Source organism: Oricola sp., from assembly GCF_022763245.1.
GTDB lineage: Bacteria > Pseudomonadota > Alphaproteobacteria > Rhizobiales > Rhizobiaceae > Oricola.
Map to the genome: position 1 here is coordinate 222,618 of NZ_JALEGV010000014.1, position 26,315 is coordinate 248,932.

22 protein-coding genes and 1 riboswitch are annotated in these 26,315 nt (G+C 66.3%); of the genes, 13 read left to right on the plus strand and 9 right to left on the minus strand.

Annotated features, from left to right (window positions below; translation table 11 throughout):
• The first annotated feature begins 91 nt into the window (after window positions 1–91).
• Window positions 92–1,717 (plus strand): heparinase II/III family protein, encoded by a 1,626-nt coding sequence (locus MRY80_RS08810; protein ID WP_293290139.1) that lies wholly within the window; start codon window positions 92–94, stop codon window positions 1,715–1,717.
• Window positions 1,718–1,831: 114 nt separating this feature from the next.
• Window positions 1,832–3,448 (plus strand): bifunctional phosphoribosylaminoimidazolecarboxamide formyltransferase/IMP cyclohydrolase, encoded by a 1,617-nt coding sequence (purH, locus tag MRY80_RS08815; protein WP_293290141.1) that lies wholly within the window; start codon window positions 1,832–1,834, stop codon window positions 3,446–3,448.
• Between the two features lie 7 nt (window positions 3,449–3,455).
• Here purH and MRY80_RS08820 read toward each other — a convergent pair whose 3' ends face one another.
• Together MRY80_RS08820 and MRY80_RS08825 are read right to left on the minus strand one after the other, a co-directional pair.
• Entirely contained in the window at window positions 3,456–4,856 is a 1,401-nt protein-coding gene (locus MRY80_RS08820) for an MFS transporter (RefSeq protein ID WP_293290143.1), read from the minus strand.
• Window positions 4,857–4,870: 14 nt separating this feature from the next.
• Window positions 4,871–9,682, minus strand: a complete 4,812-nt coding sequence (locus MRY80_RS08825) for an NAD-glutamate dehydrogenase (protein ID WP_293290145.1) — start codon at window positions 9,680–9,682, stop codon at window positions 4,871–4,873.
• 164 nt (window positions 9,683–9,846) lie between these two features.
• On the opposite strand from MRY80_RS08825, the gene MRY80_RS08830 reads away from it, so the two are divergent.
• From MRY80_RS08830 to MRY80_RS08845, 4 genes are all read left to right on the plus strand, one after another.
• Window positions 9,847–10,104: a hypothetical protein gene (locus MRY80_RS08830; protein WP_293290146.1), complete on the plus strand. Its 258-nt coding sequence runs from the start codon at window positions 9,847–9,849 to the stop codon at window positions 10,102–10,104.
• Entirely contained in the window at window positions 10,101–10,988 is an 888-nt protein-coding gene (gene pdxY / locus MRY80_RS08835) for a pyridoxal kinase PdxY (RefSeq protein ID WP_293290148.1), read from the plus strand. The genes MRY80_RS08830 and pdxY overlap by 4 nt, the downstream gene beginning before the upstream one ends.
• A gap of 57 nt (window positions 10,989–11,045) precedes the next feature.
• Window positions 11,046–11,765 carry a carbonic anhydrase gene (locus tag MRY80_RS08840; RefSeq protein WP_293290150.1) on the plus strand — a complete coding sequence of 240 codons (720 nt, stop codon included), beginning with the start codon at window positions 11,046–11,048 and terminating at the stop codon, window positions 11,763–11,765.
• 103 nt (window positions 11,766–11,868) lie between these two features.
• Window positions 11,869–12,252: a hypothetical protein gene (locus MRY80_RS08845; protein ID WP_293290472.1), complete on the plus strand. Its 384-nt coding sequence runs from the start codon at window positions 11,869–11,871 to the stop codon at window positions 12,250–12,252.
• Here MRY80_RS08845 and MRY80_RS08850 read toward each other — a convergent pair.
• Window positions 12,249–12,677, minus strand: coding sequence for a heme-binding protein (locus tag MRY80_RS08850; protein WP_293290152.1), 429 nt, complete (start codon window positions 12,675–12,677; stop codon window positions 12,249–12,251). The genes MRY80_RS08845 and MRY80_RS08850 overlap by 4 nt on opposite strands.
• A gap of 230 nt (window positions 12,678–12,907) precedes the next feature.
• A complete protein-coding gene (phaR, locus tag MRY80_RS08855) occupies window positions 12,908–13,510 on the minus strand; it encodes a polyhydroxyalkanoate synthesis repressor PhaR (protein WP_293290154.1) in 603 nt (200 codons plus the stop codon).
• 239 nt (window positions 13,511–13,749) lie between these two features.
• On the opposite strand from phaR, the gene MRY80_RS08860 reads away from it, so the two are divergent.
• From MRY80_RS08860 to MRY80_RS08870, 3 genes are all read left to right on the plus strand, one after another.
• The gene (locus tag MRY80_RS08860; protein ID WP_293290156.1) at window positions 13,750–14,925 is read left to right on the plus strand and encodes an acetyl-CoA C-acetyltransferase; all 1,176 of its coding nucleotides are present in this window, start codon (window positions 13,750–13,752) and stop codon (window positions 14,923–14,925) included.
• 135 nt (window positions 14,926–15,060) lie between these two features.
• A complete protein-coding gene (gene phbB / locus MRY80_RS08865; protein ID WP_293290158.1) occupies window positions 15,061–15,786 on the plus strand; it encodes an acetoacetyl-CoA reductase in 726 nt (241 codons plus the stop codon).
• A 145-nt stretch (window positions 15,787–15,931) separates the two neighbouring features.
• On the plus strand, window positions 15,932–16,270 hold the full coding sequence (locus MRY80_RS08870; RefSeq protein ID WP_293290160.1) for a hypothetical protein: 339 nt from the start codon (window positions 15,932–15,934) through the stop codon (window positions 16,268–16,270).
• Window positions 16,271–16,285: 15 nt separating this feature from the next.
• On the opposite strand, the gene MRY80_RS08875 is transcribed toward MRY80_RS08870, so the two are convergent.
• From MRY80_RS08875 to MRY80_RS08885, 3 genes are all read right to left on the minus strand, one after another.
• Window positions 16,286–18,124 carry an ABC-F family ATP-binding cassette domain-containing protein gene (locus tag MRY80_RS08875; RefSeq protein ID WP_293290162.1) on the minus strand — a complete coding sequence of 613 codons (1,839 nt, stop codon included), beginning with the start codon at window positions 18,122–18,124 and terminating at the stop codon, window positions 16,286–16,288.
• A gap of 152 nt (window positions 18,125–18,276) precedes the next feature.
• Window positions 18,277–18,531: a glycine zipper domain-containing protein gene (locus MRY80_RS08880; RefSeq protein ID WP_293290164.1), complete on the minus strand. Its 255-nt coding sequence runs from the start codon at window positions 18,529–18,531 to the stop codon at window positions 18,277–18,279.
• Window positions 18,532–18,596: 65 nt separating this feature from the next.
• Window positions 18,597–19,268 carry a thiamine diphosphokinase gene (locus MRY80_RS08885; RefSeq protein WP_293290166.1) on the minus strand — a complete coding sequence of 224 codons (672 nt, stop codon included), beginning with the start codon at window positions 19,266–19,268 and terminating at the stop codon, window positions 18,597–18,599.
• Between the two features lie 88 nt (window positions 19,269–19,356).
• A riboswitch (TPP riboswitch) is annotated at window positions 19,357–19,457 on the plus strand.
• A 50-nt stretch (window positions 19,458–19,507) separates the two neighbouring features.
• Between MRY80_RS08885 and thiB the strand changes: the two genes are divergently transcribed.
• The 4 genes from thiB to MRY80_RS08905 all read left to right on the plus strand — a co-directional run bounded on the left by thiB (window position 19,508) and on the right by MRY80_RS08905 (window position 24,559).
• Window positions 19,508–20,509 (plus strand): thiamine ABC transporter substrate binding subunit, encoded by a 1,002-nt coding sequence (gene thiB / locus MRY80_RS08890; RefSeq protein ID WP_293290168.1) that lies wholly within the window; start codon window positions 19,508–19,510, stop codon window positions 20,507–20,509.
• A 4-nt stretch (window positions 20,510–20,513) separates the two neighbouring features.
• The gene (locus tag MRY80_RS08895) at window positions 20,514–22,130 is read left to right on the plus strand and encodes a thiamine/thiamine pyrophosphate ABC transporter permease ThiP (protein ID WP_293290170.1); all 1,617 of its coding nucleotides are present in this window, start codon (window positions 20,514–20,516) and stop codon (window positions 22,128–22,130) included.
• On the plus strand, window positions 22,127–22,870 hold the full coding sequence (gene thiQ, locus MRY80_RS08900) for a thiamine ABC transporter ATP-binding protein (protein ID WP_293290172.1): 744 nt from the start codon (window positions 22,127–22,129) through the stop codon (window positions 22,868–22,870). Before MRY80_RS08895 ends, thiQ begins: the two co-directional genes overlap by 4 nt.
• Before the next feature lie 225 nt (window positions 22,871–23,095).
• Window positions 23,096–24,559 (plus strand): M48 family metalloprotease, encoded by a 1,464-nt coding sequence (locus tag MRY80_RS08905; RefSeq protein ID WP_293290474.1) that lies wholly within the window; start codon window positions 23,096–23,098, stop codon window positions 24,557–24,559.
• A gap of 15 nt (window positions 24,560–24,574) precedes the next feature.
• On the opposite strand, the gene MRY80_RS08910 is transcribed toward MRY80_RS08905, so the two are convergent.
• The gene (locus MRY80_RS08910; RefSeq protein WP_293290476.1) at window positions 24,575–25,441 is read right to left on the minus strand and encodes an RNA polymerase factor sigma-32; all 867 of its coding nucleotides are present in this window, start codon (window positions 25,439–25,441) and stop codon (window positions 24,575–24,577) included.
• Window positions 25,442–25,653: 212 nt separating this feature from the next.
• Window positions 25,654–26,229, minus strand: a complete 576-nt coding sequence (locus tag MRY80_RS08915) for a CarD family transcriptional regulator (protein ID WP_293290174.1) — start codon at window positions 26,227–26,229, stop codon at window positions 25,654–25,656.
• Window positions 26,230–26,315 lie beyond the last annotated feature (86 nt).

Consider the following 26,315-nt stretch of genomic DNA (forward strand, 5'->3'; position numbering starts at 1 on the left):
TGAACGGCGGGATGGAGATCAAGTGGGCCGACCCGCATTGATGAACGGTCCGGCATATTGGTTGTCGGGTGTTCGGCTGTTTTGGTCCGGAGTGCGCCAGCGCATCCAGAAGGGGCCGGTTTTTGCCTGGCGGTTCATGGGACCGGTGCCGGAACGGCTGACCATGGTCCCGCCGGACCTGCGGCCGGCCGATCCGCTCGCCGCGCGCGACTTCTACGAGGGGCGCTATTCCTTCGCGGGCCGTGTCGTCGACACCGGCGGCGCGTCGCCCTTTTCCGTCGATCCGCCGTCGGTGGCCTGGGAAGACGCGCTGAACGGGTTTCGCTGGCTTCGCCACATGAAGGGCGCCGACAGCGATCTCGCCTCCACCAATGCCCGCGCGCTGGTCAATGACTGGATCACGAGCCAGGGCCGCGGCGTGTCCGGCAATGCCTGGAAGATGAGCGTCACGGCGGCGCGGGTGATCGCGTGGATGCAGTATTCGCGCCTGCTGCTGCTCGACAGCGATCCCGTCTTCTACCGCCGCTTCATGGGGTCGCTGGCGCGCCAGGTGCGTTATCTCCGCGGCCTCGCCGCCTCGATGAGCGACGATCTGGACGCGCTGACCGTGCGCATCGCGCTGGCCTATGCGGCGCAGGTGCTGCCGACATCGGCGCGGTTCGAGGCCTCGGCGGCGAAGAACCTGGAATATCAGCTGCGCACGCAGATCCTGCCCGATGGCGGGCATGTCAGCCGGTGCCCGGACGTGCTGCCGGGCCTGCTCGCCGACCTTCTGCCGCTGGCGCAGTGCTACGTTTCCGCGTCGAAGCCCGTGCCGCAGGAACTCGTCCGCTCGCTGGACCGGCTCTATCCGGCGCTGCGGTTCTTCCGCCATGTGGACGGGCACATGGCCATGTTCCATGGCGCGGGCAGCAGCAATCTCAACCTGGCGGCGGCGGTTCTTCGCCACGACCAGAACGGCGCCCAGCCGCTGGGGCACATGCCGCATTCCGGCTATCAGCGGATGGCGCGCGACGGATCGGTCGTCATTGTCGATACTGGCGTGCCGCCGTCCGGGCTGCACGGGTTCGAAGGCCATGCGAGTTGCCTCGCCTTCGAGTTCTCCAGCGGCCGCCAGCGGCTGATCGTGAATTCCGGCGTCGATACGCTGCTCAGGGAGCGCTATCGCGACATGGCGCGCGTGACGGCGGCCCATTCGACGCTGGTTCTGGAGGACACGTCGTCGGCGCGGTTCGGCAGTTCGTCGAAACCGTCGGGCGAGAAATGCCTGAGGATCGTCTCGGGTCCGTCGACCGTGCGCATCGAGCGGCGGGAGAATGCCGGTTCGCCGGGCTTCGTCGCCCGACATGACGGCTATCTGCGCCAGTTCGGATTGTGGCACGAGCGCGCGATGGCGCTGCAGGAAGACGGCGCGCGCATCGACGGCCGGGACCGTCTGGTGCGCCAGGGGCGCGGCGGCGGGCAGGCGCAGCGGCAATTCGACATCCGTTTCCACCTGCATCCGGTGGTGCGCGCGACGCGCGAGGATAACCGGTCGGTGCATCTGTCGACCCAGCAGGGCGAGAGCTGGCTGTTCACCGCCAATGACGGTGACGTCACGATCGAGGAATCCATCCATTTCGCCGGCATTGCAGGCCCGGTGAAGTCCCACCAGATCGTCATTGCGGGCATCTGGCCCGACATCGAGGCGGTCGAGTGGATTTTCCGCAAGACCTGACCGGCTTGGGCCCAGACTTGCGGTGCATGGGCGGCTTTGCCCGATAGGCACGGCGTCCGTGTCGTGCTAGCAGCGGCGGCGAACCCCTCATTTCGATGCATGAAGGACCGACCGATGGCCGTCGCTTCCAAGAAAATTCCCGCCCCGGACCGCGTGGCGATCCGCCGGGCGCTGTTGTCCGTTTCCGACAAGACCGGTCTGATCGACCTCGCCCGTGAGCTGAGCGCCCGCGGCGTCGAACTGGTGTCCACCGGCGGCACGCGCAAGGCGATCGCGGAAGCCGGGCTTCCCGTCATCGATGTCGCCGACGTCACCGGCTTTCCGGAGATCATGGACGGCCGGGTCAAGACGCTGCATCCCGCCGTGCATGGCGGCCTGCTCGCGGTGCGCGACGATCCGGAGCATGTCGCGGCGATGCAGGCCAACGACATCGCGGCGTTCGATCTCGTCGTGATCAACCTCTATCCCTTCGAGGAAGTGGTCGCCGCCGATTCCGACTATCCGACGACGGTCGAGAACATCGACATCGGCGGGCCGGCCATGGTGCGCGCCTCGGCGAAGAACCATGCCTATGTCACCATCGTCACCGATCCGGCCGACTATGGCGACGTGACCGCGATGCTCGCCGAGAACGATGGCGCGTCGACGCTCGACCAGCGCAAGCGTTTCGCGGCCAAGGCCTTCCAGCGCACCGCCAGCTATGACGTGATGATCGCCGACTACATGGCCGGGCAGTTGTCGTTGCCCGCGGTCAGCCGGCATCACGCCACGGGCGGCACGCTGTCGCTGGCCATGCGCTACGGCGAGAACCCGCATCAGGCGGCCGGTCTCTATCTGACCGGCGAGAAGCGCCCGGGCGTCGCCACGGCGACGCTGCTGCAGGGCAAGGCGCTTTCCTACAACAACATCAACGACACGGACGCGGCCTTCGAACTGGTCAGCGAGTTCGGCGCGGACACGCCGGCGGTGGCGATCATCAAGCACGCCAATCCCTGCGGCGTGGCGACGGGCGGCACGCTGGTCGATGCCTATCGCCGGGCCTTCGATTGCGACCGGACGTCGGCGTTTGGCGGGATCGTGGCGCTCAACCGGACGCTCGACGCCGAGGCGGCCGAAGAGATCGTCAAGATCTTCACCGAGGTGATCATCGCGCCGGCCGTGACCGACGAAGCGGCGGCGATCGTCGCGGCGAAGAAGAACCTGCGGCTTCTGACGACCGGCGCGCTGGCCGATCCGCGCGCCCGGGGCATTCTGGTCAAGTCGGTTGCCGGCGGCTTCCTGAAGCAGGAGCGCGACAGCGCCGTGGTCGACGACCTCGACCTGAAATGCGTGACCAGGCGCCAGCCGACCGAGGCCGAGCTGGCCGACATGAAATTCGCCTTCCGCGTCGCCAAGCACGTCAAGTCGAACGCCATCGTCTATGTGAAGGACCTTGCCACCGTCGGTGTCGGCGCCGGCCAGATGAGCCGGGTGGATTCGGCCCGCATCGCCGCGCGCAAGGCGCAGGACGCGGCCGAGGCGATGGGGCTTTCCGAGCCGCTCACCGAGGGCTGCGTCGTGGCCTCGGACGCCTTCTTCCCTTTCGCCGACGGCCTGATGAGCGCGATCGAGGCGGGTGCGAAGGCGGTGATCCAGCCGGGCGGATCGATGCGCGACGACGAGGTGATCGCGGCCGCCGACGAGCACGGCATCGCCATGGTCGTCACCGGCGTCCGGCACTTCCGGCACTGACGGGCGGCTATTCCTCCGGCGTGTGCGCCGGGTAGGGCGTCGCCTGCAGGATCGCGTAGCCGACCACGAAGAACACGATCAGCGTCGCCATGCCGATGCGTGGCGAGCCGGTCAGCGCGGTGACGGTGGCGACCGAGAAGGGCGCGAGGAAACTCGTCGCCCGGCCCGACAGCGCATAGATGCCGAAATAGCGGCCGGCCTCGTCCTCCGACACGCTGCGCGCCAGATAGGAGCGCGACGAGGCCTGTACGGGTCCGAAGACCAGCCCGATCAGCAGGCCGAAGACGATATAGGCCTTCTCCGCCGCCGTGCCGAAGAGGCCGCCGGAATCCGCCTCGCCGAATTCCAGGAGACCGAAGAGCGTGAAGCCGGGACCGGTGGAAACGATGCCCAGCGTCGCGACCAGCAGGCAGGCGACCGATATCAGCACGACCTTCTTCGAGCCGATGCGATGATCGACGGACCCGCCGGCCATGGAGCCGAAGATGGCGACGACGTTCAGGATGATGCCGTAGATCCCGATCTCGGTGATCGACCAGTCGAACATCGCCGCGGCGAAGCCGCCGCCGAGGGCCAGCAGCGCTCCGACTCCGTCCTGATAGATCATCCGTGCGATCAGGAAGCGCACGATGCCCACGCGTTCGCGCGCCTCGCGCAGCGTGTCCTTGAGGTCTGAAAGGCCGGAGCGGACGGCCTCGCCGAGTTGCCGGCCGCGCTTGGCGTCGGGCGTGAAGAAGAACATCGGCAGGATGAAGACGAGGTACCAGATCGCCGAGATCGGCCCGGTGACGCGGGCATCCTCGCCGAGCGCCGGGTCGAGCCCGAACAGCGGCTCGATGCCGAGGATCGTGACGCCCGTTTCCGGCGATCCAGCGAGCGCCAGCACGACGAAGATCAGCACGATCATGCCGCCCATGTAGCCGAGCCCCCAGGCGGTGTTGGAGACGCGGCCGATATTCTCGCGCGAGACCAGGCGCGGAAGCATGGAATCGTTGAAAACGGTAGAGAACTCGGCGGCGATCGAGGCGCAGGTGTAGCAGACGAGGACCCAGAACAGGCTCGATCCCGGTGCGGCGAACCACAGCAGCGCCAGCGAGACGATCTGCAGCACGGCGAACATGCCGATCCACGGCTTGCGCGGACCGGTCTGGTCGGAGATCGAGCCGAGGATCGGCGACAGCACCGCGATCACGAGGCCGCCGGCCGCGATGGCATAGCCCCATGCGGCCTGGCCGGTCGCGGGGTCAGGCGCCATGCGGGAGACGAAATAGGGGCCGAAGATGAAGGTGGTGACCACCGTGAAGAACGGCTGCGCCGCCCAGTCGAAGAACATCCAGCCGGCAATGCCCCGCCGGGTGACGGGGTTTGCGCCAGCCGCAGGCGTCGCATCCGCGTTGAGATCGCTCATTCGGGTTTCCGAGGCTAGGAGACGAGGTCGGCCAGCAAGCCGGCCGCGACGGTCAGACGGGAGACCGTCAGGCCGCCGGACTTGGTGAGGTCGGCGATGCGGGTCTGGACGCGGGCGATGCGCAATTCATTGTCCTCGAACCATTGGGCGACCGCGTCGCGCGACGGCGTGCCGGCATCCGTCGCGGACAGGGCGGCGCTGGTGATGGAGATGCGCGCCGAATTGATGATGTCGAGCGCCCGGTTCTGGGCCAGGCCGTCGAAATAATCGACGGTCGGCAAGTCCCAGGCCAGCCGCTCGAGGCGGCCGATGCGGAACATCTCGGTCACGGCGAAGAAGGCTTCCGCCGAGGCCAGCACCGGCCGGCCCGACGATTTCGACACGCTGAGGATGTCAGGCGTCATGGCGATGATCGGCATCAGGGCGATGCGGTTCGCGATCTCGGCCGACAGACCCTCGGTTTCCAGTTCCGCGCGCCGCCCGCCGATCCACTCGACGAGATAGGGCGGCATCAGGGAGGCCAGTTGGGGTTCGAGTTCCTCGGTGGCGGCCCGCAGCATCGCGACCGACCCGGCGAGCGGCGCGTGGCTCTCGCCGTTCTTGATGAACTGGCCCATGGCGATGCGCAGCGATTCGCCGATCTCGTCATAGATGTCGAGCTGGCGGGCCCCGGAAATCCGGTTGTCCAGCGCGTCGACGGCGGCATAGAGCGAGGGCAGGTCGTAGCCGTCGCGCACGGCGACGAAGGCGCGCACGATGCCGCTCGGCAGCATGCCGGTCGCGTCCTCGAAACGGCTGATCAGCGAGGTGCCGCCGCGATTGATCGCCTCGTTGGCGAGGACCGTCGCGATGATCTCGCGGCGCAGCCGGTGCGCGTTGATGCGGTCCGTGAACTCCTCGACCATGCGCGGCGGGAAATAGCCGAGCAGGTCGGCCTCCAGATAGGGATCGTCGGGCAGGTGGCTCTCGACGAGGTCGTCGAACAGCACGATCTTGGAGTAGGCGAGCAGCACGCCGATCTCGGCGCGGGTCAGGCCGCGATCGGCCTTGCGGCGCTGGGAGAGCACCGAGGCGTTCGGCAGGAACTCTACCTCGCGGTCGAGATCGCCGCGTTCCTCCAGCGATTCCATCAGCCGTTCCTGCAGCGACAGGATCGTCAGGCCGCGCCGTTCGGCCAGCGAGATCGCCAGGGTCTGGCGATAATTGTTCTCCAGCACCAGCGCGCCCACCGTCTCGGTCATGTCGGCGAGCAGCGTGTTGCGCTCGGGGCGCGGTAGCGTGCCGTCATCCATCGCGGGCTTCAGCGCGATCTTGATGTTGACCTCGACGTCGGAGGAATTGACGCCGGCGGAGTTGTCGATCGCATCGGAATTGCAGCGGCCGCCATGCAGCCCGTATTCGATGCGGGCGCGCTGGGTCATGCCGAGATTGGCGCCCTCGCCGATCACCTTGGCGCCGACCTCGCGCGCGGTGATGCGGATCGGGTCGTTGGCCTTGTCGCCGGCGTCGAGATCGGTCTCGGTGGTGGCGCGGACATAGGTGCCGATGCCGCCGAACCACAGCAGTTCGGCGTCGGCCTTCAGGATGGCGGTCAGGATCTCGTTCGGCGTCGCCCGGGTCTTGCCGAGCCGGATCGCGTCGGCGGCCTGTTGCGACAGCGTGATCATCTTCTGCGCCCGCGAGAAGACGCCGCCGCCTTCCGACAGTTTCGACGTGTCGTAGTCCTGCCAGCTCGAGCGGCCCAGTTCGAACATGCGCTGGCGCTCGGCGAAGCTCGTCGCCGGGTCGGGGTCTGGATCGATGAAGATGTCGCGATGGTCGAAGGCGGCGACCAGCCTGATCTGTTCGGACAGCAGCATGCCGTTGCCGAAGACGTCGCCCGACATGTCGCCGACGCCGACCACGGTGAAGGGTTCGGACTGGATGTCCTTGTCCATCTCGCGGAAGTGCCGCTTGACCGCTTCCCAGGCGCCGCGGGCCGTGATGCCCATCTTCTTGTGGTCGTAGCCCGCCGAGCCGCCCGACGCGAAGGCGTCGTCCAGCCAGAAGCCCATCTCCTGGGAAATGGCGTTGGCGGTGTCGGAGAAGGTCGCGGTGCCCTTGTCGGCGGCGACGACGAAATAGGGGTCGTCACCGTCGCGGCGCACCGTCAGCTTCGGCGGCACGACGGTGTCGCCCTCCAGATTGTCGGTGATCGACAGGAGCGTGGAAATGAAGGTGATGTAGGCGGCGCGGCCCGCCTCGAAGATCTCGTCGCGATTTCCGCCGACAGGCAGGCGCTTCGGGTAGAAGCCGCCCTTGGCGCCGACCGGCACGATGACGGCGTTCTTGACCTGCTGCGCCTTGACGAGACCCAGCACCTCGGTGCGGTAGTCCTGGGCGCGGTCCGACCAGCGCAGGCCGCCGCGCGCCACCGGGCCGAAGCGCAGATGCACGCCTTCGACTTGCGGCCCGAAGACGAAGATCTCGCGGAAGGGCTTGGGATCGGGAAGATCGGGGATGGCGCGCGAATCGAGCTTGAAGGCGAGCGACGTGCGCAATTCGCCCTGCGGGCCGGGGCTGAAGAAGTTGGTGCGCAACGTCGCTTCGATCACCACCAGGATCGCGCGCACGATGCGGTCCTCGTCGATGGAGGGCACCTCGGCCAGCTGGTCGGCGATCGCCGCCTTGATGTGCTTGGCGGTCACGTCGGTGTCTTCGTCCGGATCGGCTTCGCGCCGCGGATCGAACATCGCGTCGAACAACTCGAAGAGCTGGCGGGCGAGCATCGGGTGGCGGATCAGCGCTCCGGCCATGTAGGCCTGCCCATAGGGCGTGCCAGCCTGGCGCAGATAGCGGCCATAGGCGCGCAGAACCGTGACCTGGCGCGCGGTCAGCCCGGCGGCGAGCACCAGGCCGTTATAGGGGTCGTTGTCGCTTTCGCGGTTCCAGACCGACAGGAAGGCGTCCTCGAAGATGACGCCTTCGTCCTCCATCGGCACGGCCGCGCCGGACTGGCTCTCGATCTGCATCTCGTGCAGCCAGACGGTCGCGCCGAGCTTCGCCGAGACGTCGATGGCGTAGGTCAGTTCGCTGATGACGCGGAAGCCCATGTTTTCGAGAATGGGCACGCGCTCCGACAGCGCGACGGGCGCGCCATGGTGATAGATGCGCAGTCCGGCCTCGCTGGAGGCCTTGCCGGTGGGCCGGAAGAAGTCGACGTCGATCGGGTTGTCGGCGGAAAGCCGGGCGATGCGCCGCAGATCCTCGACCGCCTGCAGCGGCAGCACGGTGTCGCGGTAGGTGTCCGGGAAGCCGGCGTCACGCAACGCCCGCGTGGCGGGGCTGACGCCGTCCTCCATCAGGTGCTCGACGAAATGATCCTGCCAGGTGCGGGTGATCGCCTCGATCTCCGCCTCCAGCTTCGCCTGGGCGGGCGTCGGCGTCTTGCCCTCGCGGCGGCCGATGATGAAATGCACGCGCGCCAAGGAGCCTTCCGGAAAGGCCGGGTAATAGGCCGAGATGTGGCCCTGATATTCCTGCGCGAGATAGGCGGCGATGCGCTCGCGCGCCTGCGAATCGTAGCGGTCGCGCGGCACGAAGACGATGACGGAGACGAAGCGGTCGAACGGGTCGATGCGGCTCAACACGCGCACGCGGGGCCTGTCGGCGAGCGCGACGATGGTCAGCGCGTTCTCGGTCAGCGTCGGAACGTCGATCTGGAACAGTTCGTCGCGCGGATAGGATTCCAGCACGTTCATCAGCGTCTTGCCGGAATGGCTCGCCGGATCGTAGTCGGCGCGCCGCATGACGGCGTCCACCTTGGAGCGCAGATAGGGGATGCGCGTGACCGAGCGCGTGTAGGCGGTCGAGGTGAACAGGCCGACGACCCGCAATTCGCCCGACAGGCGGCCTTCCTCGTCATAGGTCTTGATGCCGACGTAATCCATGTAGGAGCGGCGGTGGACCTTCGATTTCAGGTTCGCCTTGGCGACGATCAGCATGTCGCGGCTGTTCAGAAAGGCGCGGATCTGCGGTGTCGTGGTGACGGGCTCGTCGCCGCGCCGCATCACGCGGACCTCCGGGTCGGACAGGATGCCGAGCGCGGGCGCGTCGGCGCGCTGCAGCTTGCCGTTCTCCTCGTCGCCGACGAAGTCGTATTCGCGCATGCCGAGGAAGGTGAAATTGTTGTCGCGCAGCCATTCCAGGAAGGCGAGCGCCTCGTTGGCGTCGGCCTGCGCGACGGGCAGGATCTTGGTCTGCAGGTCGCGCATGCTCTCATCGAGCCGGTCCAGCATGGCGCGCCAGTCGCGCACGGCGGCCTTCACCTGGGTGATGATGGTGTTGAGGTTCTCTTCCAGCGCCCGCGCGGTTTCGTCGCTGATGTCCTCAAGCATCACATGGATGACGCTGGTGCGGATCGCGCCTTCCTCCGGGACGCCGCTCGCCGAACGCGCGACGAGCTCGAAATCCGGTCCGTGATGCTTCACGTCGAAGATCGGATGCACGACGAGGCGCACGCGATGCGACATGTCGTTGATCTCGCCCATCACCGAATCGAACAGGAACGGCATGTTCTCGTTGATGATGGAGACGACGCAGCAATTCGGCGCGCAGGCCGGCACGACCCGGACCACCGAGGCGCCGCGCGCATGCATCGCCAGCGCATCGGCCGTGACCGCGATCGCCTTGGCCGCGCAGGAGGCGTCGACAAGCGACAGGTCGTCCTCGCGGGCTTCGGAGAGCAGGGCTCGCACCAGGGTCGTCATCCGCTCGTCGGCGGCATCCATGTGGCGCAGGACGGACCCGATATAGTCCATCACTGCCGCACTTGCGTCTTTCGCCATTGTCCCCTCCCGTTCGGTCCAAGGCTGGGTATCGCAGTTTTGCGGCGTTACCATAACAAAGCGATCCGGGCATGCAGCACAATTCTTCGCCGACGGCCTCTGTTGCCGGAAACGGCGCGCCGCGATAGTGTCCGGCCGGTTCCCGAAATTCACGGTTTTCATCGATGGCCGAAAAACATCCCGACGATCTCGCCCGCGAGGAAGAGGCGCGCAAGACGCTGGAACGCGTCGCCGTCGATTCGGAGCTGCTCGGCCAATCGACCATGGCACGCACGGTCAATCGCGCCCGGGCGCACATGGCCGGCGACGACGCCGATCCCGACGATCGCGTCGAGGTGTGGGGCCGCCGGACCGGTCGCGCGCTGAGCGCCATCGCCTTCATCGTTCTCGCCATCTGGCTGGTCGGTTACCTCCGGCGATGACCCAGCCAGCCCATTCGGTGCGTCCGGCGGTCGTCGTGATCTCCAGCCATGTGGCGCGGGGCTCGGTGGGCAATCGCGCCATGGTCTTCGCGCTGGAATCGCTCGGTTTCCCGGTGTGGTCCGTGCCGACCGTGACGCTGCCCTGGCATCCGGGCCACGGGCCCGCGCCGCGCATCGTGCCGGAAGCGAAAGAGTTCGCCGCCTTCATGGGCGCGCTCGCCTCTTCGCCGCATCTGGGCGAGGTGGGCGCGGTGGTGACCGGCTATCTGGGTTCGGCCGACCAGGCGGGACCGGTCGCCGATTTCGTCTCCGCCCTTCGACGGGCCAACCCGCAGGCCCTGCATGTCTGCGATCCGGTCATCGGCGACCAGGGCGGGCTTTACGTGCCCGGCGCGGTGGCCGAGGCGATCCGCGACCGGTTGTTCGCCATCGCCGACATCGTCACCCCCAATCGCTTCGAATTCGCCTGGCTGACCGGCTCGAAAACCGACAGCAACGAGGACATCCGGGCGACGGCCTCGCAGATGGCGGCGCGCCACGTTCTGGTGACCAGCGCGCATGCGATGCTCGCCGGCGGCATTGGCAACCTGCTCGTCGATGGCGAGACGGCGATGCTTGCCGAACACCGCCAGATCGCCAATCCGCCGAACGGCACCGGCGACCTGACGACGGCGCTCTTCCTTGCGCATCTGCTGATCGGCGCCCAGCCGCAGAAGGCGTTGCAGATGGCGACGGCCTCCGTCTACGACCTGGTGGCGCGGGCCTGTCGCCGCGGCGCGGACGAACTGATGCTGGAGACGGACCAGGCGAGCCTGGCCTCGCCGATGGCCATGGTGCAACTGCGCTGGCTCTCCACGGCGCCTTCGCCGACGCGCCGGGCCTGACAGCTGCTGCGGCGCAGCATCTTGAACAGTGGCCGGTCTGGCGCTAATTCGTTGTGCATGACGACGTTTCCGCAAAAGCTGCTCGACGGCTATCAGGGTTTTCTGCACTCCACCTATCGCAAGCGTTCCGACGCTTACCGCGAACTGGCGGCGGCCGGGCAGCGGCCCGAGGCGCTGGTGATCGCCTGTTGCGATTCGCGCGCCGCGCCGGAGATCATCTTCGATTCAGGCCCGGGCGAGATTTTCGTCCTGCGCAATGTCGCCAATCTGGTTCCGCCCTACAATGCCGAGGGCCGCTACCGCTCGTCGGTCGCCTCGATCGAATTCTCGGTCGTCAATCTCGGCGTGCGCCACATCGTGGTGATGGGGCATGGCCGCTGCGGCGGTGTCGCGGCGGCGCTGGACGAGCGTCGCGAGTCGCTCGACAAGGGCGACGCCATCGGCCACTGGATCAGCCTTCTCGACCCGGCGATCGACGCCGTCGGTCGCGGCGAGGGGCACGATCCCGTCCGTCACGTGCATATCGACCATCCCGAAGACAGCCACATCCACCCGGGGCAGGACCCGCGCCAGACGGCGGTGGAGTGCATGTCGGTGCGCCAGTCGATCGAAAACCTGCGCACGTTCCCCTATATCAGCGAGCGCGAGGCCGATGGCCGGCTGACGCTGCACGGCGCCTGGTTCGACATTTCGGAAGGCGTGTTGTGGGTCTACGATCCCGACGAGGGGCAGTTCGAGCCGGCTCTGGGCACCTCGGGACTGCGCGTGGCAGACTGAAATCCGCCGGATTCGGCGGTTTCCTTTTCTTTGAATTGGATTTAGGAACACGGCATTCGAAGGTCTGCCGGGAAAGGGTCTTGCGGTGTCGAATATTCCTCTGATGGTCGTCCCCTTTATACTCTACAACCTCGTGATCGCGGGATTGGCGGGTTTCGGCGGCGGCGATCCCTGGGGCAGCGAGATTTTCGCGGTGGGAATGCTGTCGGGGGGCGTCTGGCGGATGAACCTCGGCGACATGCTGATCCTCGCCGGTCTCATCTTCATGTTCTTCGAGATCCTCAAGTCGACGCGCACATCCAACGCCTCCGTGCTGGATCACGTGCTGTCGACCTTCGTCTTCGTCGCTTTCCTGGTCGAATTCCTCGTCGTCGCCGGTGCGGCGACGTCGGTGTTCTTCCTTCTGATGGTGATGGCCGCCGTCGATCTGATGGCCGGCTTCTCGGTGTCCATCCGGTCGGCCGGCCGCGACGTGTCGCTCAACTAGCCGGCGTCGGCCGAAAAGCCTGCCGCCTCGATGCCTGCGACGGCGCAGGCCTCGTCATTGTCGGAGCTGTCGCCGGTCACCCCGACCGCTCCGATGATCGCGCCGTCTTGTTTCACCAGCACGCCGCCCGGCACAGCGACGATCTTGCCGCCGGAGACGTTCGACAGGCCTTCCAGGAAATGCGGCCGGGTTTCGGCCTGCGCGTGCAGCCAGCGCGAGCCGACGCCAAGCGCGAGCGCGCCATAGGCCTTTCCGGCGGCGATCTCGAAGCGCATGAAGGACGAGTTGTCCGACCGCTGGAAGGCGATCAGGTGGCCGCCGGCATCGAGCACGGCCACGGACAGCGGCTTGGCGCCGATCTCCGTGCCCTTGGCGATGGTCGCCTCGATGATCTGGTTGGCCGTTGCGAGCGGGATGGTCGACATGTTCTGGGGCCCCTTGGCTTTGTGATTTGCGGATGAGAATTTGCGCCGGCCGACCGTAGCACGGACCGGTTTCGCCCGGCCGTTGAAACATCTTTTCCGCGCATGCAATCTTGACGCGCAATTTCCGGCTTGCGGGCCGTTTGCCGGCTATCGCGAAAACGGCACGGGGCCGCGGGCCGCGATCGTCGTCGATCGCGACAGCGAAATCCTGATCGGGGGTAAGTCCGGTCTTACTTGTCCATCGAATCGAGTTTTCGCTGCATCGCAGCGATCTGCTCGCGCATGGATTTCAGGTCGTCGGGAGACGATGACGCGTCGGCGGTCGCCTCGGCCTCGCCGACGGTCTCCTCGGCGGCCTCGGGCGTGAAGGGCGAGAACATCTGCATGGCGTTGCGGAACATTTCCATGTTGCGCCGCGTCTGCTCCTCGATCATCTGCTGTCCCGACGCCATCAGGTCGATCGGCGTCTTGCCGACGACGGAGGCCATCTGCTCGCGGATGCGTTCCTGCTCCTTGGCGAACAGCGCCATGGAATGTTCCAGGTAGCTCGGCAGGACCATCTGCATCTGGTCGCCGTAAAAGGAGATGAGCTGGCGCAGCACGGAAATCGGCAGCATGGCCTGCCCCGTCTTGCCTTCCTGCTCGAAGATGATCTGGGTCAGCACGGCATGCGTCAGGTCCTGGCCGCTCTTGGCGTCGTGGACGACGAAATCCTCGCCGTCCTTGACCATGTTGGCGAGGTCCTCGAGCGTCACATAGGTGCTTGTGCCGGTGTTGTAGAGGCGGCGGTTTGCATATTTCTTGATGACGGTCGGATCGCCGTTATCAGCCATGTTGTGCTCTCCCGTTCGCGGCGCCTCGTGGCGGGCGCTTTTCGCATTGGCGAAATACTAGTGACAAAACCGCTCCATATCAAAGCGTTTGTTGCAGTGCAGCCAAAGACGTAAGCACAAATGCTATCTGGCCCCTACGGAAAGGTTTTCCTATGCCCGGCAGTTGAGTGTTGAACGTCGGGCGATAAGATGATTTGACGAGCCGGCATTCACCCGGCCTTAGAAAGGGAGTTTCCTTCATGACATCAGTGGTTATTGCTAGCGCGGCACGCACGCCCGTCGGTTCGTTCGGCGGCGCCCTCGCCAATGTGCCCGCCCATGAGCTTGGCGCGGCGGCCATCCGTGGCGCGCTGGAGCGTGCCGGTGTCGACGGCGCCGAGGTCGACGAGGTGATCATGGGGCAGATCCTGACTGCCGGCCAGGGCCAGAACCCGGCGCGCCAGGCCTCCATGGGCGCGGGCTGCCCGCAGGAGACGACGGCCTGGAACCTCAACCAGCTCTGCGGCTCAGGCCTGCGCACGGTGGCGATCGGCATGCAGCAGATCCTCGCCGGCGACGCCAGCATCATCGTGGCGGGCGGACAGGAATCCATGTCGCTGGCGCCGCATTGCGCGCATCTGCGCAACGGCGTGAAGATGGGCGACATGAAGATGGTCGACACCATGCTGCGGGACGGCCTGCTGGACGCCTTCAACGGCTACCACATGGGCAACACCGCCGAGAACGTCGCGCGCCAGTGGCAATTGTCCCGTGACGAGCAGGACGCCTTCGCCGTCGCGTCGCAGAACAAGGCCGAGGCCGCGCAGAAGGCCGGCAAGTTCAAGGACGAGATCGTTGCGTTCACCGTGAAGGGTCGCAAGGGCGACACCGTGGTCGAGGATGACGAGTACATCAAGCACGGCGTGACGATGGACAGCGTCGGCAAGCTGCGTCCGGCCTTCGACAAGGAAGGCACGGTGACGGCGGCCAACGCGTCGGGCATCAATGACGGTGCGGCCGCGACCGTCCTGATGAGCGAAGAGGAAGCCTCGCGCCGCGGCATCGCGCCGCTCGCGCGTATCGTCTCCTGGGCGACAGCGGGCGTCGATCCGGCGATCATGGGCACCGGGCCGATCCCGGCGTCGCGCAAGGCGCTGGAAAAGGCCGGCTGGAAGATCGACGATCTCGACCTCGTCGAGGCCAACGAAGCCTTCGCCGCGCAGGCCTGCGCGGTCAACAAGGATCTCGGCTGGAACACCGACATCGTCAACGTCAATGGCGGCGCCATCGCCATCGGCCATCCGATCGGCGCGTCGGGCGGGCGCATTCTCAACACGCTGCTGTTCGAGATGAAGCGCAGCGGCAAGAACAAGGGTCTCGCGACCCTGTGCATCGGCGGCGGCATGGGCGTCGCGATGTGCGTCGAGCGGATGTAAGGCAGGTCGGCTGTCAGTCGTGTCTAGTCGGTAGATCACAAAGGATGGCGGCAGCGGGGTGTCCGGCAACGGGATTTCCCCCTGCCGACCACCGACTGCCGACCAAACACCCATTTCCAGAGGGAGGATCATTCCATGAGCAAAGTCGCAATTGTCACCGGTGGAACGCGCGGCATCGGCGCGGCCATTTCCATCGCGCTGAAGGAGGCCGGCTACACGGTCGCCGCCAACTATGCCGGCAATGACGAGGCCGCAGCCAAATTCAAGGACGAGACCGGCATCGCCGTCTACAAATGGTCGGTCGCCGACTACGACGCCTGCGCGGAAGGCATCCGCCAGGTGGAGGCCGATTTCGGACCGGTCGCGGTGCTGGTCAACAATGCCGGCATCACTCGCGACGGCATGTTCCACAAGATGACCAAGGACAATTGGGACGCGGTCATCAACACCAACCTGTCGGGCCTGTTCAACATGACGCATCCGGTCTGGTCGGGCATGCGCGACCGCAAGTTCGGCCGGGTGATCAACATTTCGTCGATCAACGGGCAGAAGGGCCAGGCGGGCCAGGTCAACTATTCGGCCGCCAAGGCCGGCGACATCGGCTTCACCAAGGCACTGGCCCAGGAAGGCGCGCGCGCCGGCATCACGGTCAACGCCGTCTGCCCCGGCTATATCGGAACGGAAATGGTGCGCGCCATCGACGAGGACGTGCTGAAGACGCGCATCCTGCCGCTCATTCCGGTCGGCCGCCTCGGCGAGCCGGAGGAAATCGCGCGCTGCGTCGTGTTCCTCGCCTCCGACGACGCCGGCTTCATCACCGGTTCGACGCTGTCGGCCAATGGCGGTCAGTATTTCGCCTGATCAAGCGGCGAGCGTGACGCCCGGCTGACGGGCGTCACCGGCTGCGGGCCCCGTGCAGGGTCCGCGCCGATGCGGTCGAGACCGCTGACTGAGAATTGGACCCGCTGGCCGGATTCGGTTATCTCTTTGGTGTGACGAACCAAAAATGGCAGTTTCAATGATCAAGCGGGCCGCTTTGTGTGTCCTGCTGGCGGGTTTCTATGCCCTGCCGGCGAAAGCCGATGCCGTGGATGGCGACTGGTGCGCGGATGACGGCCGGACGCTCACCATCGACGGGGTCAATATCCGAATCCCCTCCGGGCTGGAGATCATGGGCGAGTATTCGCGGCACGCCTTCCGCTATGTCGGCCCTGCCGGCGATCCGGAAGCCGCGCATGACGTGCGCATGTTCCTGAGCGGCGACGACGTATTGCGTGTCGAGCGCTTCATCGACGGTGTCGAGCAGCCCGAAGAGGAATGGAACCGCTGCAATCCGATCGCCTGACGGGCGGAGGGTGTCTCAGCCGCCCTCGACTTCCTCGCGCAGCATTTCCAGTTCGAGCCACTCTTCCTCGAGCGCGGCGTGCGTGGTGCGCTTGCCTTCCAATTCCGTGGCGACGACGTTGAAGCCGGCCGGGTCCTTGGCGAACAGGGCGGGATCGGCAAGCCTGGCCTCCAGCGCGGCGATTTCGCCGTCCAGCGCCTCGATGCGGCCGGGCAAGGTCTCCAGCGCATATTTCTGCTTGTAGGAGAGTTTCGATTTCGCCGCCTGCGGAGCCGCGCGCGGCGCCTCAGTCTCGGCTTTGGCCGATGCCGCCGGCCTGACCTTCGACTTGCGCTGTCCGGCCTGGGTCGTGCCGCGCTGGGCGAGCATGTCGGAATAGCCGCCGGCATAGGCGACCCACTGGCCCTCGCCGGGGCGCGTCTCGTCGGGCGCGATCACGGCATTGACCGTGCGGTCGAGGAAGTCGCGATCATGGCTGACCAGCAGCACCGTGCCGGGAAAGCCGGCGACGAGTTCCTGCAGGAGGTCCAGCGTTTCCATGTCTAGATCGTTGGTCGGCTCGTCGAGCACCAGAAGGTTGGCGGGGCGCGCCAGTGTGCGGGCCAGGATGAGCCGCGCCTTCTCGCCACCCGACAATTCGCGCACCGGCGTGCGCGCCTGCTCGGGCTTGAACAGGAAATCCTTCATGTAGGAGACGACGTGTTTCTGCTCGCCATTGACGAGCAGCGACTGGCCGCGTCCGTCGGTCAGGAAATGCTCCAGCGTCTCGTCGGGATCGAGCGCATCGCGGCGCTGGTCGAGCACGGCCATGTCGAGATTGGCGCCGAGACGCACGGTTCCGGCATCCGGCTCCAGTTCGCCGGTCAGAAGGCGGATCAGCGTCGTCTTGCCCGCGCCGTTGGGGCCGACAAAACCGATGCGGTCGCCGCGATGGATGCGGATGGAAAAATCGCGCACCAGCGTGTTGTCGCCATGCGCCTTGGCGATGGCCGTCGCCTCGATGACGAGCTTGCCGCTTTCGCGTGCGTCGGAGGCGGCCAGTTTCGCCGCGCCCTCGGGCGCCTGATGCTCGCGGAAGGACTTGCGCAATTCGGCCAGTTCGCCAAGGCGGCGCATGTTGCGCTTGCGCCGGCCGGAGACGCCGTGAACGACCCAGTGCTCTTCGCGCGCGATCTTGCGGCCGAGCTTGTGGTGATCGCGCTCCTCTTCTTCCAGCAGCTTGTCGCGCCAGTCCTCGAAGGCGGAGAAGCCGGCCTCGTTGTCGCGCAGGACGCCGCGGTCGAGCCACAGCGTGCGGCGCGACAGCTTTTCCAAGAAGCGGCGGTCATGCGAGATCATGACGATCGCCGAGCGCGAGCGCGCCAGTTCGTCTTCCAGCCATTCGATGGCCGGCAGGTCGAGGTGGTTGGTCGGCTCGTCGAGGAACAGGATGTCCGGTTCGGGCGCCAGCGTGCGCGCCAGAGCGGCGCGGCGCGCTTCGCCGCCGGAGAGGCCCGAAGGCGCGCGCTCCGGATCGAGACCGAGTTCGAACAGCAACTGGTCGGCGCGATAGGGATCGTCGAGGGGCCCGAGTTCGGCGCGGGAATAGTCGCCCAGCGTGTCGAAGCCCGACAGGTCGGGATCCTGCGGCAGATAGCGGATCGTCGCGTTCTTCTCGGTGACGACCTCGCCGTCCATCGCCTCGCTCAATCCGGCCGCGATGCGCAGCAGCGTGGACTTGCCGGAGCCGTTGCGGCCGACAAGCGCGATGCGGTCGCCGGCATGGACCGAGAAGGAGACATCGGAAAAGAGCGGAGCGCCGCCGAAGGTCAGCGTCAGGTTTTCGGCGCGAAGAAGCGGTGGGGAAGTGGCCATGGCCAGCGTCTTAGAGGAAGTCCCTTCCGCGCGGAAGCGGGACACGTCTCAAAGCCGACGGAAACATGCGTGGTTTCCGCAAGAGGCCCGCAAAAGGCCGAGACCGCGGCGCGCAATCGCACGCCGCGGCCCTGACTGGAGGTAGATAATTCTTACGGGCAGGCCGCGTAGAAAATCTGGCCGTTCGGACGACGGTAACGGCAGCGACCGTCGGCTTCCTTGCCGAGCAGGTAGCCGCCCACGCCGCCGATGAAGGCGCCGATGGCTGCGCCGCCGAGGTCGCCGGTCACGGCCGCGCCGATGGCGCCGCCCGCGGCCGCACCGACCGTCGCGCTCTGTTCAGCCGTGGTGCAGCCCGCCAGGGCGCCGACGACAGCAAGCACTGCGATAGTTTTCGTGATTTTCATCGGGTGATCTCCTTCTTTCCCGCCGAAAGCTTAGACAAACAAGAACAGCAGCAATGTGACGAATGTCACATCGCTTGGCGCGATTTGTCAAACTGGCAAATCGCCACGGCATAACCGCGGGTCAAATGGATCTCTAGCCCCTCCTTGGCGACGTTGGACAAAGTCCAGGTCGACCCGAATGGCACATGCACATCGTCAAGCGGCCACTTGGCGCCGCGCACTGTCAATCCGACCATAGTGTCGAAACTCATGACGGAGAAAATGGTTCCATCCGGCCAGTCGGGTCGCAACTTTTTTTTCGGACGGACGGGAATTGCCTCCTCGTCGCCTGAACTCAGAAGGATGTCGAGCTCCGGTATTCGCCGCGCCAGATCGACGGCGCCTGCGAGGTTGAAGAAGGCGTGGTCGCTGCGCGGGCCGCCGAGCGCGCCGACGAGAAGCAGGTCGCACGCCCCGAGTTCAAGCGCGTGACGGATCGCGATCTCGCCGTCGGAAACCGCCTTGTCCGGCGAATGATTGTCGCGGGCGACGCCGCTGAAACGGTCTTCGAGCGTCGGGTCGGCGCTGTCGAAATCGCCGAGCCACAATTCGGGCGTCACGCCGAGCCGCTCGGCGTTGCGGATGCCGCCGTCGGCCGCCAGGATCCGCCGGCCCTTCACCTGGGCGCGCAGTCTTTCGGTGGGGTGCAACGCGCCGTCGAGCAGGATGGCGAAGCGGGTGGGGGCAGGATCGGACATCGCCCAGCAAGTAGCGCGCCTTGTTTCGGCCGCCAAGCACCAAAACCGATGCCTCTTGAAAGGCGGGGCGCAAGCGGTCTAGAAGAGCGCTGCTCTAACGGGGTGCTGTGAACGCAGCTGAGAGGCAGAAGCCAACCCGTCGAACCTGATCCGGTTTGCACCGGCGTAGGGATTAGACGCTTTCTCCGCACCGTCGGAACCATGCGCCTCGATCCCCATTCGAACCAAGGAGGTGCGTGATGCACAGATTGCTGATTTGTCTTCTTTCCGCCACCGCGCTTGTCGGCCTGTCCCGGGCCGCGCTCGCCGAGGGCACGTTGACCGTCTACACCTATGAGAGCTTCACCGCGGAATGGGGGCCGGGGCCGCAGGTCGAAAAGGCCTTCGAAGCCGAATGCGGCTGCGACCTCGAATTCGTCTCGGTCGCCGACGGTGTCGCGCTCCTCAATCGCCTGCGCCTGGAAGGCGGACGCACCGACGCCGATATCGTGCTCGGCCTCGACACCAACCTGACGGCGGAAGCAAAGGACAGCGGCTTCTTCGCACCGCACGGCCTGTCCGATGTGAGTGTCGATGTGCCCGGCGGATGGTCGGACGAATTCTTCCTGCCCTTCGACTACGGCTACTTCGCCGTCATCTACGACACGCAGGCCATCGACACGCCCCCGGACAGCATGGAAGCGTTCCTCAACGGCGATTACGGCAAGATCGCCATCCAGGATCCGCGCACCTCGACGCCGGGTCTGGGCCTGATGCTGTGGATCAAGACGCTTTACGGCGACGACGCGCCGGCGGCCTATGAGAAGCTGAAGGACCGCGTGTTGACGGTGACGCCCGGCTGGTCGGAATCCTACGGCCTGTTCACCGCCGGTGAGGCGCCGATGGTGTTCTCCTACACCACGTCGCCGGCCTATCACATGATCGCCGAAGACACGGACCGCTATCAGGCGGCCGCTTTTTCGGAAGGCCACTACATGCAGATCGAGGTGGCGGGCATGACGACCAAGGGCGCCGACAATCCGCTCGCCGCGCAATTCCTGGCGTTCATGCTGAGCCCGGCCTTTCAGGACGTCATTCCGGAGACCAACTGGATGCTGCCGGCCGCGCCGACCTCCGAACCGCTTGATCCCGTCTTCGGCAAGCTCGTTCAGCCCGCCGAGCCGCTGCTCTTCGCGCCCGAGGCCGTCGCCGAAAACCGCAAGGCCTGGGTCGACGAGTGGTTGCAGGCGATGAGCCGCTAAACGCATGGCCATCGGCCGCATCGCGTGGGTCCCGGTCCTGTTCCTCGCCGCTCTTGCGGCGGGGGCGTTCCTGCCGCTCGCGATCATGGCGCTGCCGGGCGCGGGCGGCGAGATCGCGGAGGCGCTGGGCGATCCGGTCGTGTGGCGCAGCCTGCGCTTCACGCTCGTCCAGGCGCTTCTGTCCACCGGCCTTTCGCTCGGTTTCGCCATTCCGGTCGCGGTCGCGCTGCACGAAATGCGCGACTTTCCGGGGCGCGGGCTGGTGTTGCGGCTGTTCGTCCTGCCGCTGGCGCTGCCGCAGATCGTCGCCGTTCTGGCGATTGTCGGCCTCTATGGCGAGCGTGGCGCCCTCAGCCGGCTGGTCGAGAGCGCGGGCGTCGATTTTCCCTCCATTTACGGTCTGGCGGGCATTTTGCTGGCGCATGTCTTCTTCAACATGCCGCTGGCGGTGCGCGTCGCGCTGGGCGGCCTGTCGTCGATGCCGGCCGAATATGACCGCCTGGCGCATCAACTCGGCATGGGCTTTGCGGCGCGCTTCCGCCACGTGTTGTGGCCGTTCATGCGGCCGGCGCTGATGTCGGCTGCGTCGTTGATCTTCATGCTGTGCGTCACGTCGTTCACCGTCGTGCTGACGCTTGGCGGCGGGCCGCGCGCGACGACGCTGGAAGTGGCGATCTATCAGGCGCTCACCTTCGATTTCGACATTGCCCGGGCGGTGCTCCTGGCGCTGGTCCAGGTCGCGGTGACGGCGTTCGCCTTCGCCATGTTGACACGGGCGGGCGGCGAGGTGTCGGCAGGGCTGACGCTCGGCGCCATGCGGCCCTTCGCGACGCGCCGAAACGCGATCGCGGGGATCGTCGCCATGCTCGTGATCGTCGTCGGCACGGTCTTCGTCGCCGCGCCTTTCGTCGTCGTGTTCTGGCGTGGCCTCGCCGCCGACCTGTCCGGGCTGGCCGCGCAGGCGAGCGTGCGTTCCGCCCTGGCGACCAGTCTCGTCCTCGGGGCATTGGCCGCCGTCCTCGCCGTCGGTCTGGCGCTGACGCTCGCCCTCGGCATGGCGCGCGCGGCGGCGCAACGCGGTTTCACCGGCACGCCGTCGGCGTCTGAGCGCCTGCTCGGGCAGGCCTCGAGCCTGATCCTGGTGGTGCCGCCGGTTGTGATCGCGGCCGGCTGGTTCGTCTCGATCCGCCGCTTCGGCGACGTTTACGGCGCCGCGCCGATCATGGTCGCGACGATCAATGCCGCCATGGCGGTGCCCTTCGCCTTCCGGCTCTTGGCGCCGTCCGCGTCGAGCATGATGGAGCGCTATGACCGCCTGTGCCGGCAATTGGCGATCTCCGGCTTCGCCCGGCTGCGGCTGGTCACCTGGCCGCTTCTGCGCCGGGCGCTGCTGCTGGCGCTGGCGTTCTCGCTGGCGCTTTCCTTGGGCGATCTCGGCGTGATCGCGATCTTCGGGTCGCAGGACGTCCAGACGCTGCCCTATCTGATCCTGCAGCGCATGGGCAGCTACCGGACGCAGGACGCGGCCGGGCTGGCCCTGATCCTGTGTCTCATGACCATGGCGCTGATGATGTTTGCCGACCGCACCGGCGTCGGCTCCGCGGAGGCGAGGACGTCTTGACCGAGGCTGCTGTTTCAATCCGTTGCGACGACGTTCGCTTCCGCTACGCGCCGGGCGCCGCCGAGATGCGCTTCGACTGCGCCTTCCAGGCCGGGGAGATGACGGCGCTGGTGGGGCCGAGCGGATCGGGAAAATCCACGCTGGTAAGCCTGATCGCCGGATTTGAAACCCCGCATGCGGGTGCGATCCGTTTCGGCGATCGCGACATGACCCGGGTTCCGGTCTCCGAACGGCCGGTCTCGATGGTGTTCCAGGACAACAACCTCTTCGCGCATCTCCGTGTGTTCGAAAATGTAGCGCTCGGCGTCTCGCCGTCGCTCCGGCTGACGGCGCAAGACCGCGCAACCGTCGAGGCCGCGCTGGAGGCCGTCGGTCTTGCCGGCTATGGCGCTCGCCGGCCGGCGGAATTGTCCGGCGGCGAGCGTCAGCGCGTGGCGCTGGCCCGCGTGATCGTGCGCCGCAAGCCGGTTCTGCTGCTCGACGAGGCCTTCGCCTCGCTCGGCCCGGCGCTGCGCGTGGAGATGCTGGACCTGCTCGCCTCTATCCATGAAGACCGCGCCATGACCACGATCATGGTGACGCATTTTCCCGAGGACGCACGCCGGATCGCGGCGCGGACGGTGTTTCTCGCCGATGGCGCGACGATGGCCGAAGGGCCGACCGACACGCTTCTGGACCCGGATGTGGCGCCGGAGGCGGTGCGTGCCTATCTAGGACAAAGCGACAGACGGCCGGCGTGACGCGCGACGCGCTTTCGCCCCAATCTGCTGGCAATCAGCGTCGCGTCGGGTGAGGCGGACGCATCGCCGCGATGTGTGACCCTGTGGCACTTGTGGTCTGCACGGCGTTGCTTGTAAGCCGACCTTGGGGGCAGGAGTGGTCCCACGATTCGAACGCGGGATAGCGAAATCCGCATGATGGGCAGGATGGTAACCATGGCAGAGGCGGTGTTCCGCCCGAAAGCGATGCGGCGTCGTGGCGCGGTTGCGCTCGCCGCAGCCTTGCCGCTGCTTGCCGTGTCGTGCCAGAGCCTCTCCGACCTCGTCGGGGATTCGTCGATCCGTCCGTCCAACAGCCCGGTCATCGCCGAGAATGTGCGTTCCGGCAAGCTGGCGCGCGTCGGTGCTGCCCAGCACCCGAAGATCCTCGCGACCTATGGCGGGGAATACTCCAACGCCAAGCTGGAGCGGATGGTCGCCGGCATCGTCGGCAAGCTGGTGACGGTCTCCGACAATCCGAGCCAAGTCTACCAGATCACCATATTGAACTCGCCCAACGTCAACGCCTTCGCGCTGCCGGGCGGCTATCTCTACATCACGCGCGGCCTCCTGGCGCTCGCCAACGACACGGCCGAGCTTGCGGCCGTGATCGCGCATGAGATGGGCCATGTGACGGCCAATCACGGCATTTTGCGCCAGCAGAAGGAAGCCGAGGTGGAGCTTGCCAGCCGGGTGGTGTCCGACGTGCTGTCCGACAAGGACGCCGGACGTCGGGCGCTTGTGCGCGGAAAGCTGCGGCTGGCGCAGTTCTCGCGCAATCAGGAACTGCAGGCCGACGCCATCGGCATCGCGGCGATCGGCGAGGCCGGCTTCGACCCCTATGCCGCCGCCGATTTCCAGAAGACGATGGGCGCCTATATGGATTTCCGCAACCAGGCGGGCGACGGCGACACGAGTCTCGATTTCCTGGCCACGCACCCCTCGACGCCGCAGCGCATCGAGTTGGCCATCGGTCATGCGCGCAATTTCGGCGGGCGCGGTGAGCGCAGCCGCGATCGCGAGAGCTATCTGGCGGGGATCGACGGCATGCTGTTCGGCGATTCGCCGGAGGAAGGCTATGTGCGCGGGCAGACCTACGCCCATGCCGAACTCGGCATCTCCTTTACCTTCCCGGACGAGTTTGACATCGACAATCGCGCTGACGCGGTTCTTGGCGCGCGCGCGTCCGACAATGCGGCGATCCGGTTCGACGGCGTCTCCGTCCCGTCCCGGCAGTCGCTGACGACCTACATCGCCAGCGGCTGGGTGGAGGGACTGGACCCGACATCGGTTCAGGCGCTGCGGATCAACGGCCTGCAGGCCGCGACGGCACGCGCCTCGGCGGATCAGTGGGATTTCGATATCACGGTCGTGCGGGCCGGCAATTCCGTCTACCGGATCCTGACCGCCATGCCGCGCGGATCGGCCTCGCTGGGTCCGCTCGCCCAGTCGGTTCGAAACAGCTTCCGCAAGCTGTCGACGTCGGAAAAGCGCTCGTTGAAACCGCTGACATTGCGCATCGTGAAGGCGGGGCCGGGCGAGTCCGATCGCACGCTTGCCGCGCGCATGCGCGGGGTGTCGCGGCCGCTCGAATTGTTCCGCGTGCTCAACGGCATGTCGAGCGGCGAGACCGTCAAGCCCGGCCAATCTTACAAGGTCGTTCGCGACTAAGGGTCTTCAAGCTCCTCAGATGGCGGCCATGGCCGCCATGTCGGGATCATTGGTGATCAAGGCGCCGCGAAGTTTTTCCAGCGCGCGGTTCTCGATCTGGCGCACGCGCTCTTTGGAGATACCCAGTTCCACGCCGAGCGATTCCAGCGTCGCGCCGTCTTCCGTCAGCCGCCGGCGCATGATGATGCGCCGTTCACGGTCGTTGAGGACGTCCATGGCGTTGTGCAGCCAGTCGCTGCGGCGCTTGTCGTCGATCAGTTCCTCCACGACCTCGTCCTGAAGCGGGCGTTCGTCGACGAGGAAGTCCATGCGCGAGGCCGAGGACGCTTCCTCCGTGGCCACCGGCGCGCTGAGCGAAGTGTCAGGGCCCGAGAGGCGCGCATCCATCAGCGCCACATCCTTTTCGGCGACGCCGAGCGCTTCGGAGATCTGGCGATACATGTCGGCCTGGGACGGTGCGGACGATCCGGCCTGGGCCAGGCGGGCGCGCAGGCGGCGCAGGTTGAAGAACAGCGCCTTTTGCGCGGACGAGGTGCCGCCGCGCACGATCGACCAGTTGCGCAGGATGTAGTCCTGCATCGAGGCGCGGATCCACCAGGTGGCATAGGTCGAGAAGCGCACGTCGCGCTCGGGCTCGAAGCGGGCCGCGGCTTCCAGAAGGCCGACATGGCCCTCCTGGACGAGGTCGTTCATCGGCAGGCCGAAATTGCGGAACTTCGACGCCATGGAGATCACGAGCCGCATATGCGCGGTCGTGATCTTGTGCAGCGCATCCTGATCCTGCTTTTCCTTCCACAGAACGGCGAGGTCGTGTTCCTCCTCGCGTTCCAGATAGGGGGCGGCCATGGCGGCCTTCACCATCGAACGTCTGGCCAGTTGCATACCCATGTCGTTCTCCCGATCGTTGGACCTTGGAAATTTGACTCTAGGATACGCCTTTTTTGAGGGATTGGACCACAAGCGGGGGTGAACAGTGCGGCGTCACTGGTCGCACAATGCCGTAACGCCTTGGCATGAAACGAAAAACCCGGCCGCAGGGGCCGGGTCTCACAATTTCGTTATGGTTGCGCCTTGGTTATGCCGGCGCTGGCAATTCAGGCTGCTTCTTCCTGAGCGTCGCCTTCGTCGTTCTCGGCCTTGGCGCCGCGCTTCGGGCCCTTGTTCAGGTTGGTCTCGATCAGGCGCACCGCTTCGGTGTCGGTGATCTTGTTGACCGCCGCGATCTCGCGCGCCATCCGGTCGAGAGCGGCCTCGTAGAGCTGACGCTCGGAATAGGACTGCTCCGGCTGGTTGTCGGCGCGGTACAGGTCGCGCACGACCTCGGCGATCGAAATCAGGTCGCCGGAGTTGATCTTGGCGTCATACTCCTGCGCGCGGCGCGACCACATGGTCCGCTTGATGCGGGCGCGGCCCTGGAGGATCTTCAGAGCGCGTTCGACGAAGTCGGGCTCGGACAGCTTGCGCATGCCGATCGACACGGCCTTCGCCACCGGGACCTTGAGGCGCATCTTGTCCTTCTGGAACTCGACCACGAACAGCTCGAGCTTGTGACCCGCAACTTCCTGTTCCTCGATCGCCGCGATCTGGCCGACGCCATGGGCCGGATAGACGATGAACTCGTTGGTCTTGAAGCCCTGTCGCTGAGCACTCTTCTTGGAGGCAGTCGCCATACTTTTCTTACTCCCTGCGCGTCGCCCTGCGGACTATCCGCAGGGGCGCAATTGGTTTCCACCATCTCTGATCAGGCGCGAACGTC

Bases quoted from the DNA above. Each gene is read 5' to 3' on its own strand.
- MRY80_RS08880 (WP_293290164.1), bottom strand. From the start codon at position 18,531: ATGAAAATCACGAAAACTATCGCAGTGCTTGCTGTCGTCGGCGCCCTG.
- phbB (WP_293290158.1), top strand. From the start codon at position 15,061: ATGAGCAAAGTCGCAATTGTCACCGGTGGAACGCGCGGCATCGGCGCG.
- MRY80_RS08875 (WP_293290162.1), bottom strand. From the start codon at position 18,124: ATGGCCACTTCCCCACCGCTTCTTCGCGCCGAAAACCTGACGCTGACC.
- MRY80_RS08825 (WP_293290145.1), bottom strand. From the start codon at position 9,682: ATGGCGAAAGACGCAAGTGCGGCAGTGATGGACTATATCGGGTCCGTC.
- MRY80_RS08820 (WP_293290143.1), bottom strand. From the start codon at position 4,856: ATGAGCGATCTCAACGCGGATGCGACGCCTGCGGCTGGCGCAAACCCC.
- purH (WP_293290141.1), top strand. From the start codon at position 1,832: ATGGCCGTCGCTTCCAAGAAAATTCCCGCCCCGGACCGCGTGGCGATC.
- MRY80_RS08845 (WP_293290472.1), top strand. From the start codon at position 11,869: ATGGTCGTCCCCTTTATACTCTACAACCTCGTGATCGCGGGATTGGCG.
- MRY80_RS08885 (WP_293290166.1), bottom strand. From the start codon at position 19,268: ATGTCCGATCCTGCCCCCACCCGCTTCGCCATCCTGCTCGACGGCGCG.
- MRY80_RS08860 (WP_293290156.1), top strand. From the start codon at position 13,750: ATGACATCAGTGGTTATTGCTAGCGCGGCACGCACGCCCGTCGGTTCG.
- MRY80_RS08830 (WP_293290146.1), top strand. From the start codon at position 9,847: ATGGCCGAAAAACATCCCGACGATCTCGCCCGCGAGGAAGAGGCGCGC.
- MRY80_RS08905 (WP_293290474.1), top strand. From the start codon at position 23,096: ATGCGGCGTCGTGGCGCGGTTGCGCTCGCCGCAGCCTTGCCGCTGCTT.
- MRY80_RS08850 (WP_293290152.1), bottom strand. From the start codon at position 12,677: ATGTCGACCATCCCGCTCGCAACGGCCAACCAGATCATCGAGGCGACC.
- MRY80_RS08870 (WP_293290160.1), top strand. From the start codon at position 15,932: ATGGCAGTTTCAATGATCAAGCGGGCCGCTTTGTGTGTCCTGCTGGCG.
- MRY80_RS08840 (WP_293290150.1), top strand. From the start codon at position 11,046: ATGACGACGTTTCCGCAAAAGCTGCTCGACGGCTATCAGGGTTTTCTG.
- phaR (WP_293290154.1), bottom strand. From the start codon at position 13,510: ATGGCTGATAACGGCGATCCGACCGTCATCAAGAAATATGCAAACCGC.
- thiB (WP_293290168.1), top strand. From the start codon at position 19,508: ATGCACAGATTGCTGATTTGTCTTCTTTCCGCCACCGCGCTTGTCGGC.
- MRY80_RS08910 (WP_293290476.1), bottom strand. From the start codon at position 25,441: ATGCAACTGGCCAGACGTTCGATGGTGAAGGCCGCCATGGCCGCCCCC.
- MRY80_RS08895 (WP_293290170.1), top strand. From the start codon at position 20,514: ATGGCCATCGGCCGCATCGCGTGGGTCCCGGTCCTGTTCCTCGCCGCT.
- pdxY (WP_293290148.1), top strand. From the start codon at position 10,101: ATGACCCAGCCAGCCCATTCGGTGCGTCCGGCGGTCGTCGTGATCTCC.
- MRY80_RS08915 (WP_293290174.1), bottom strand. From the start codon at position 26,229: ATGGCGACTGCCTCCAAGAAGAGTGCTCAGCGACAGGGCTTCAAGACC.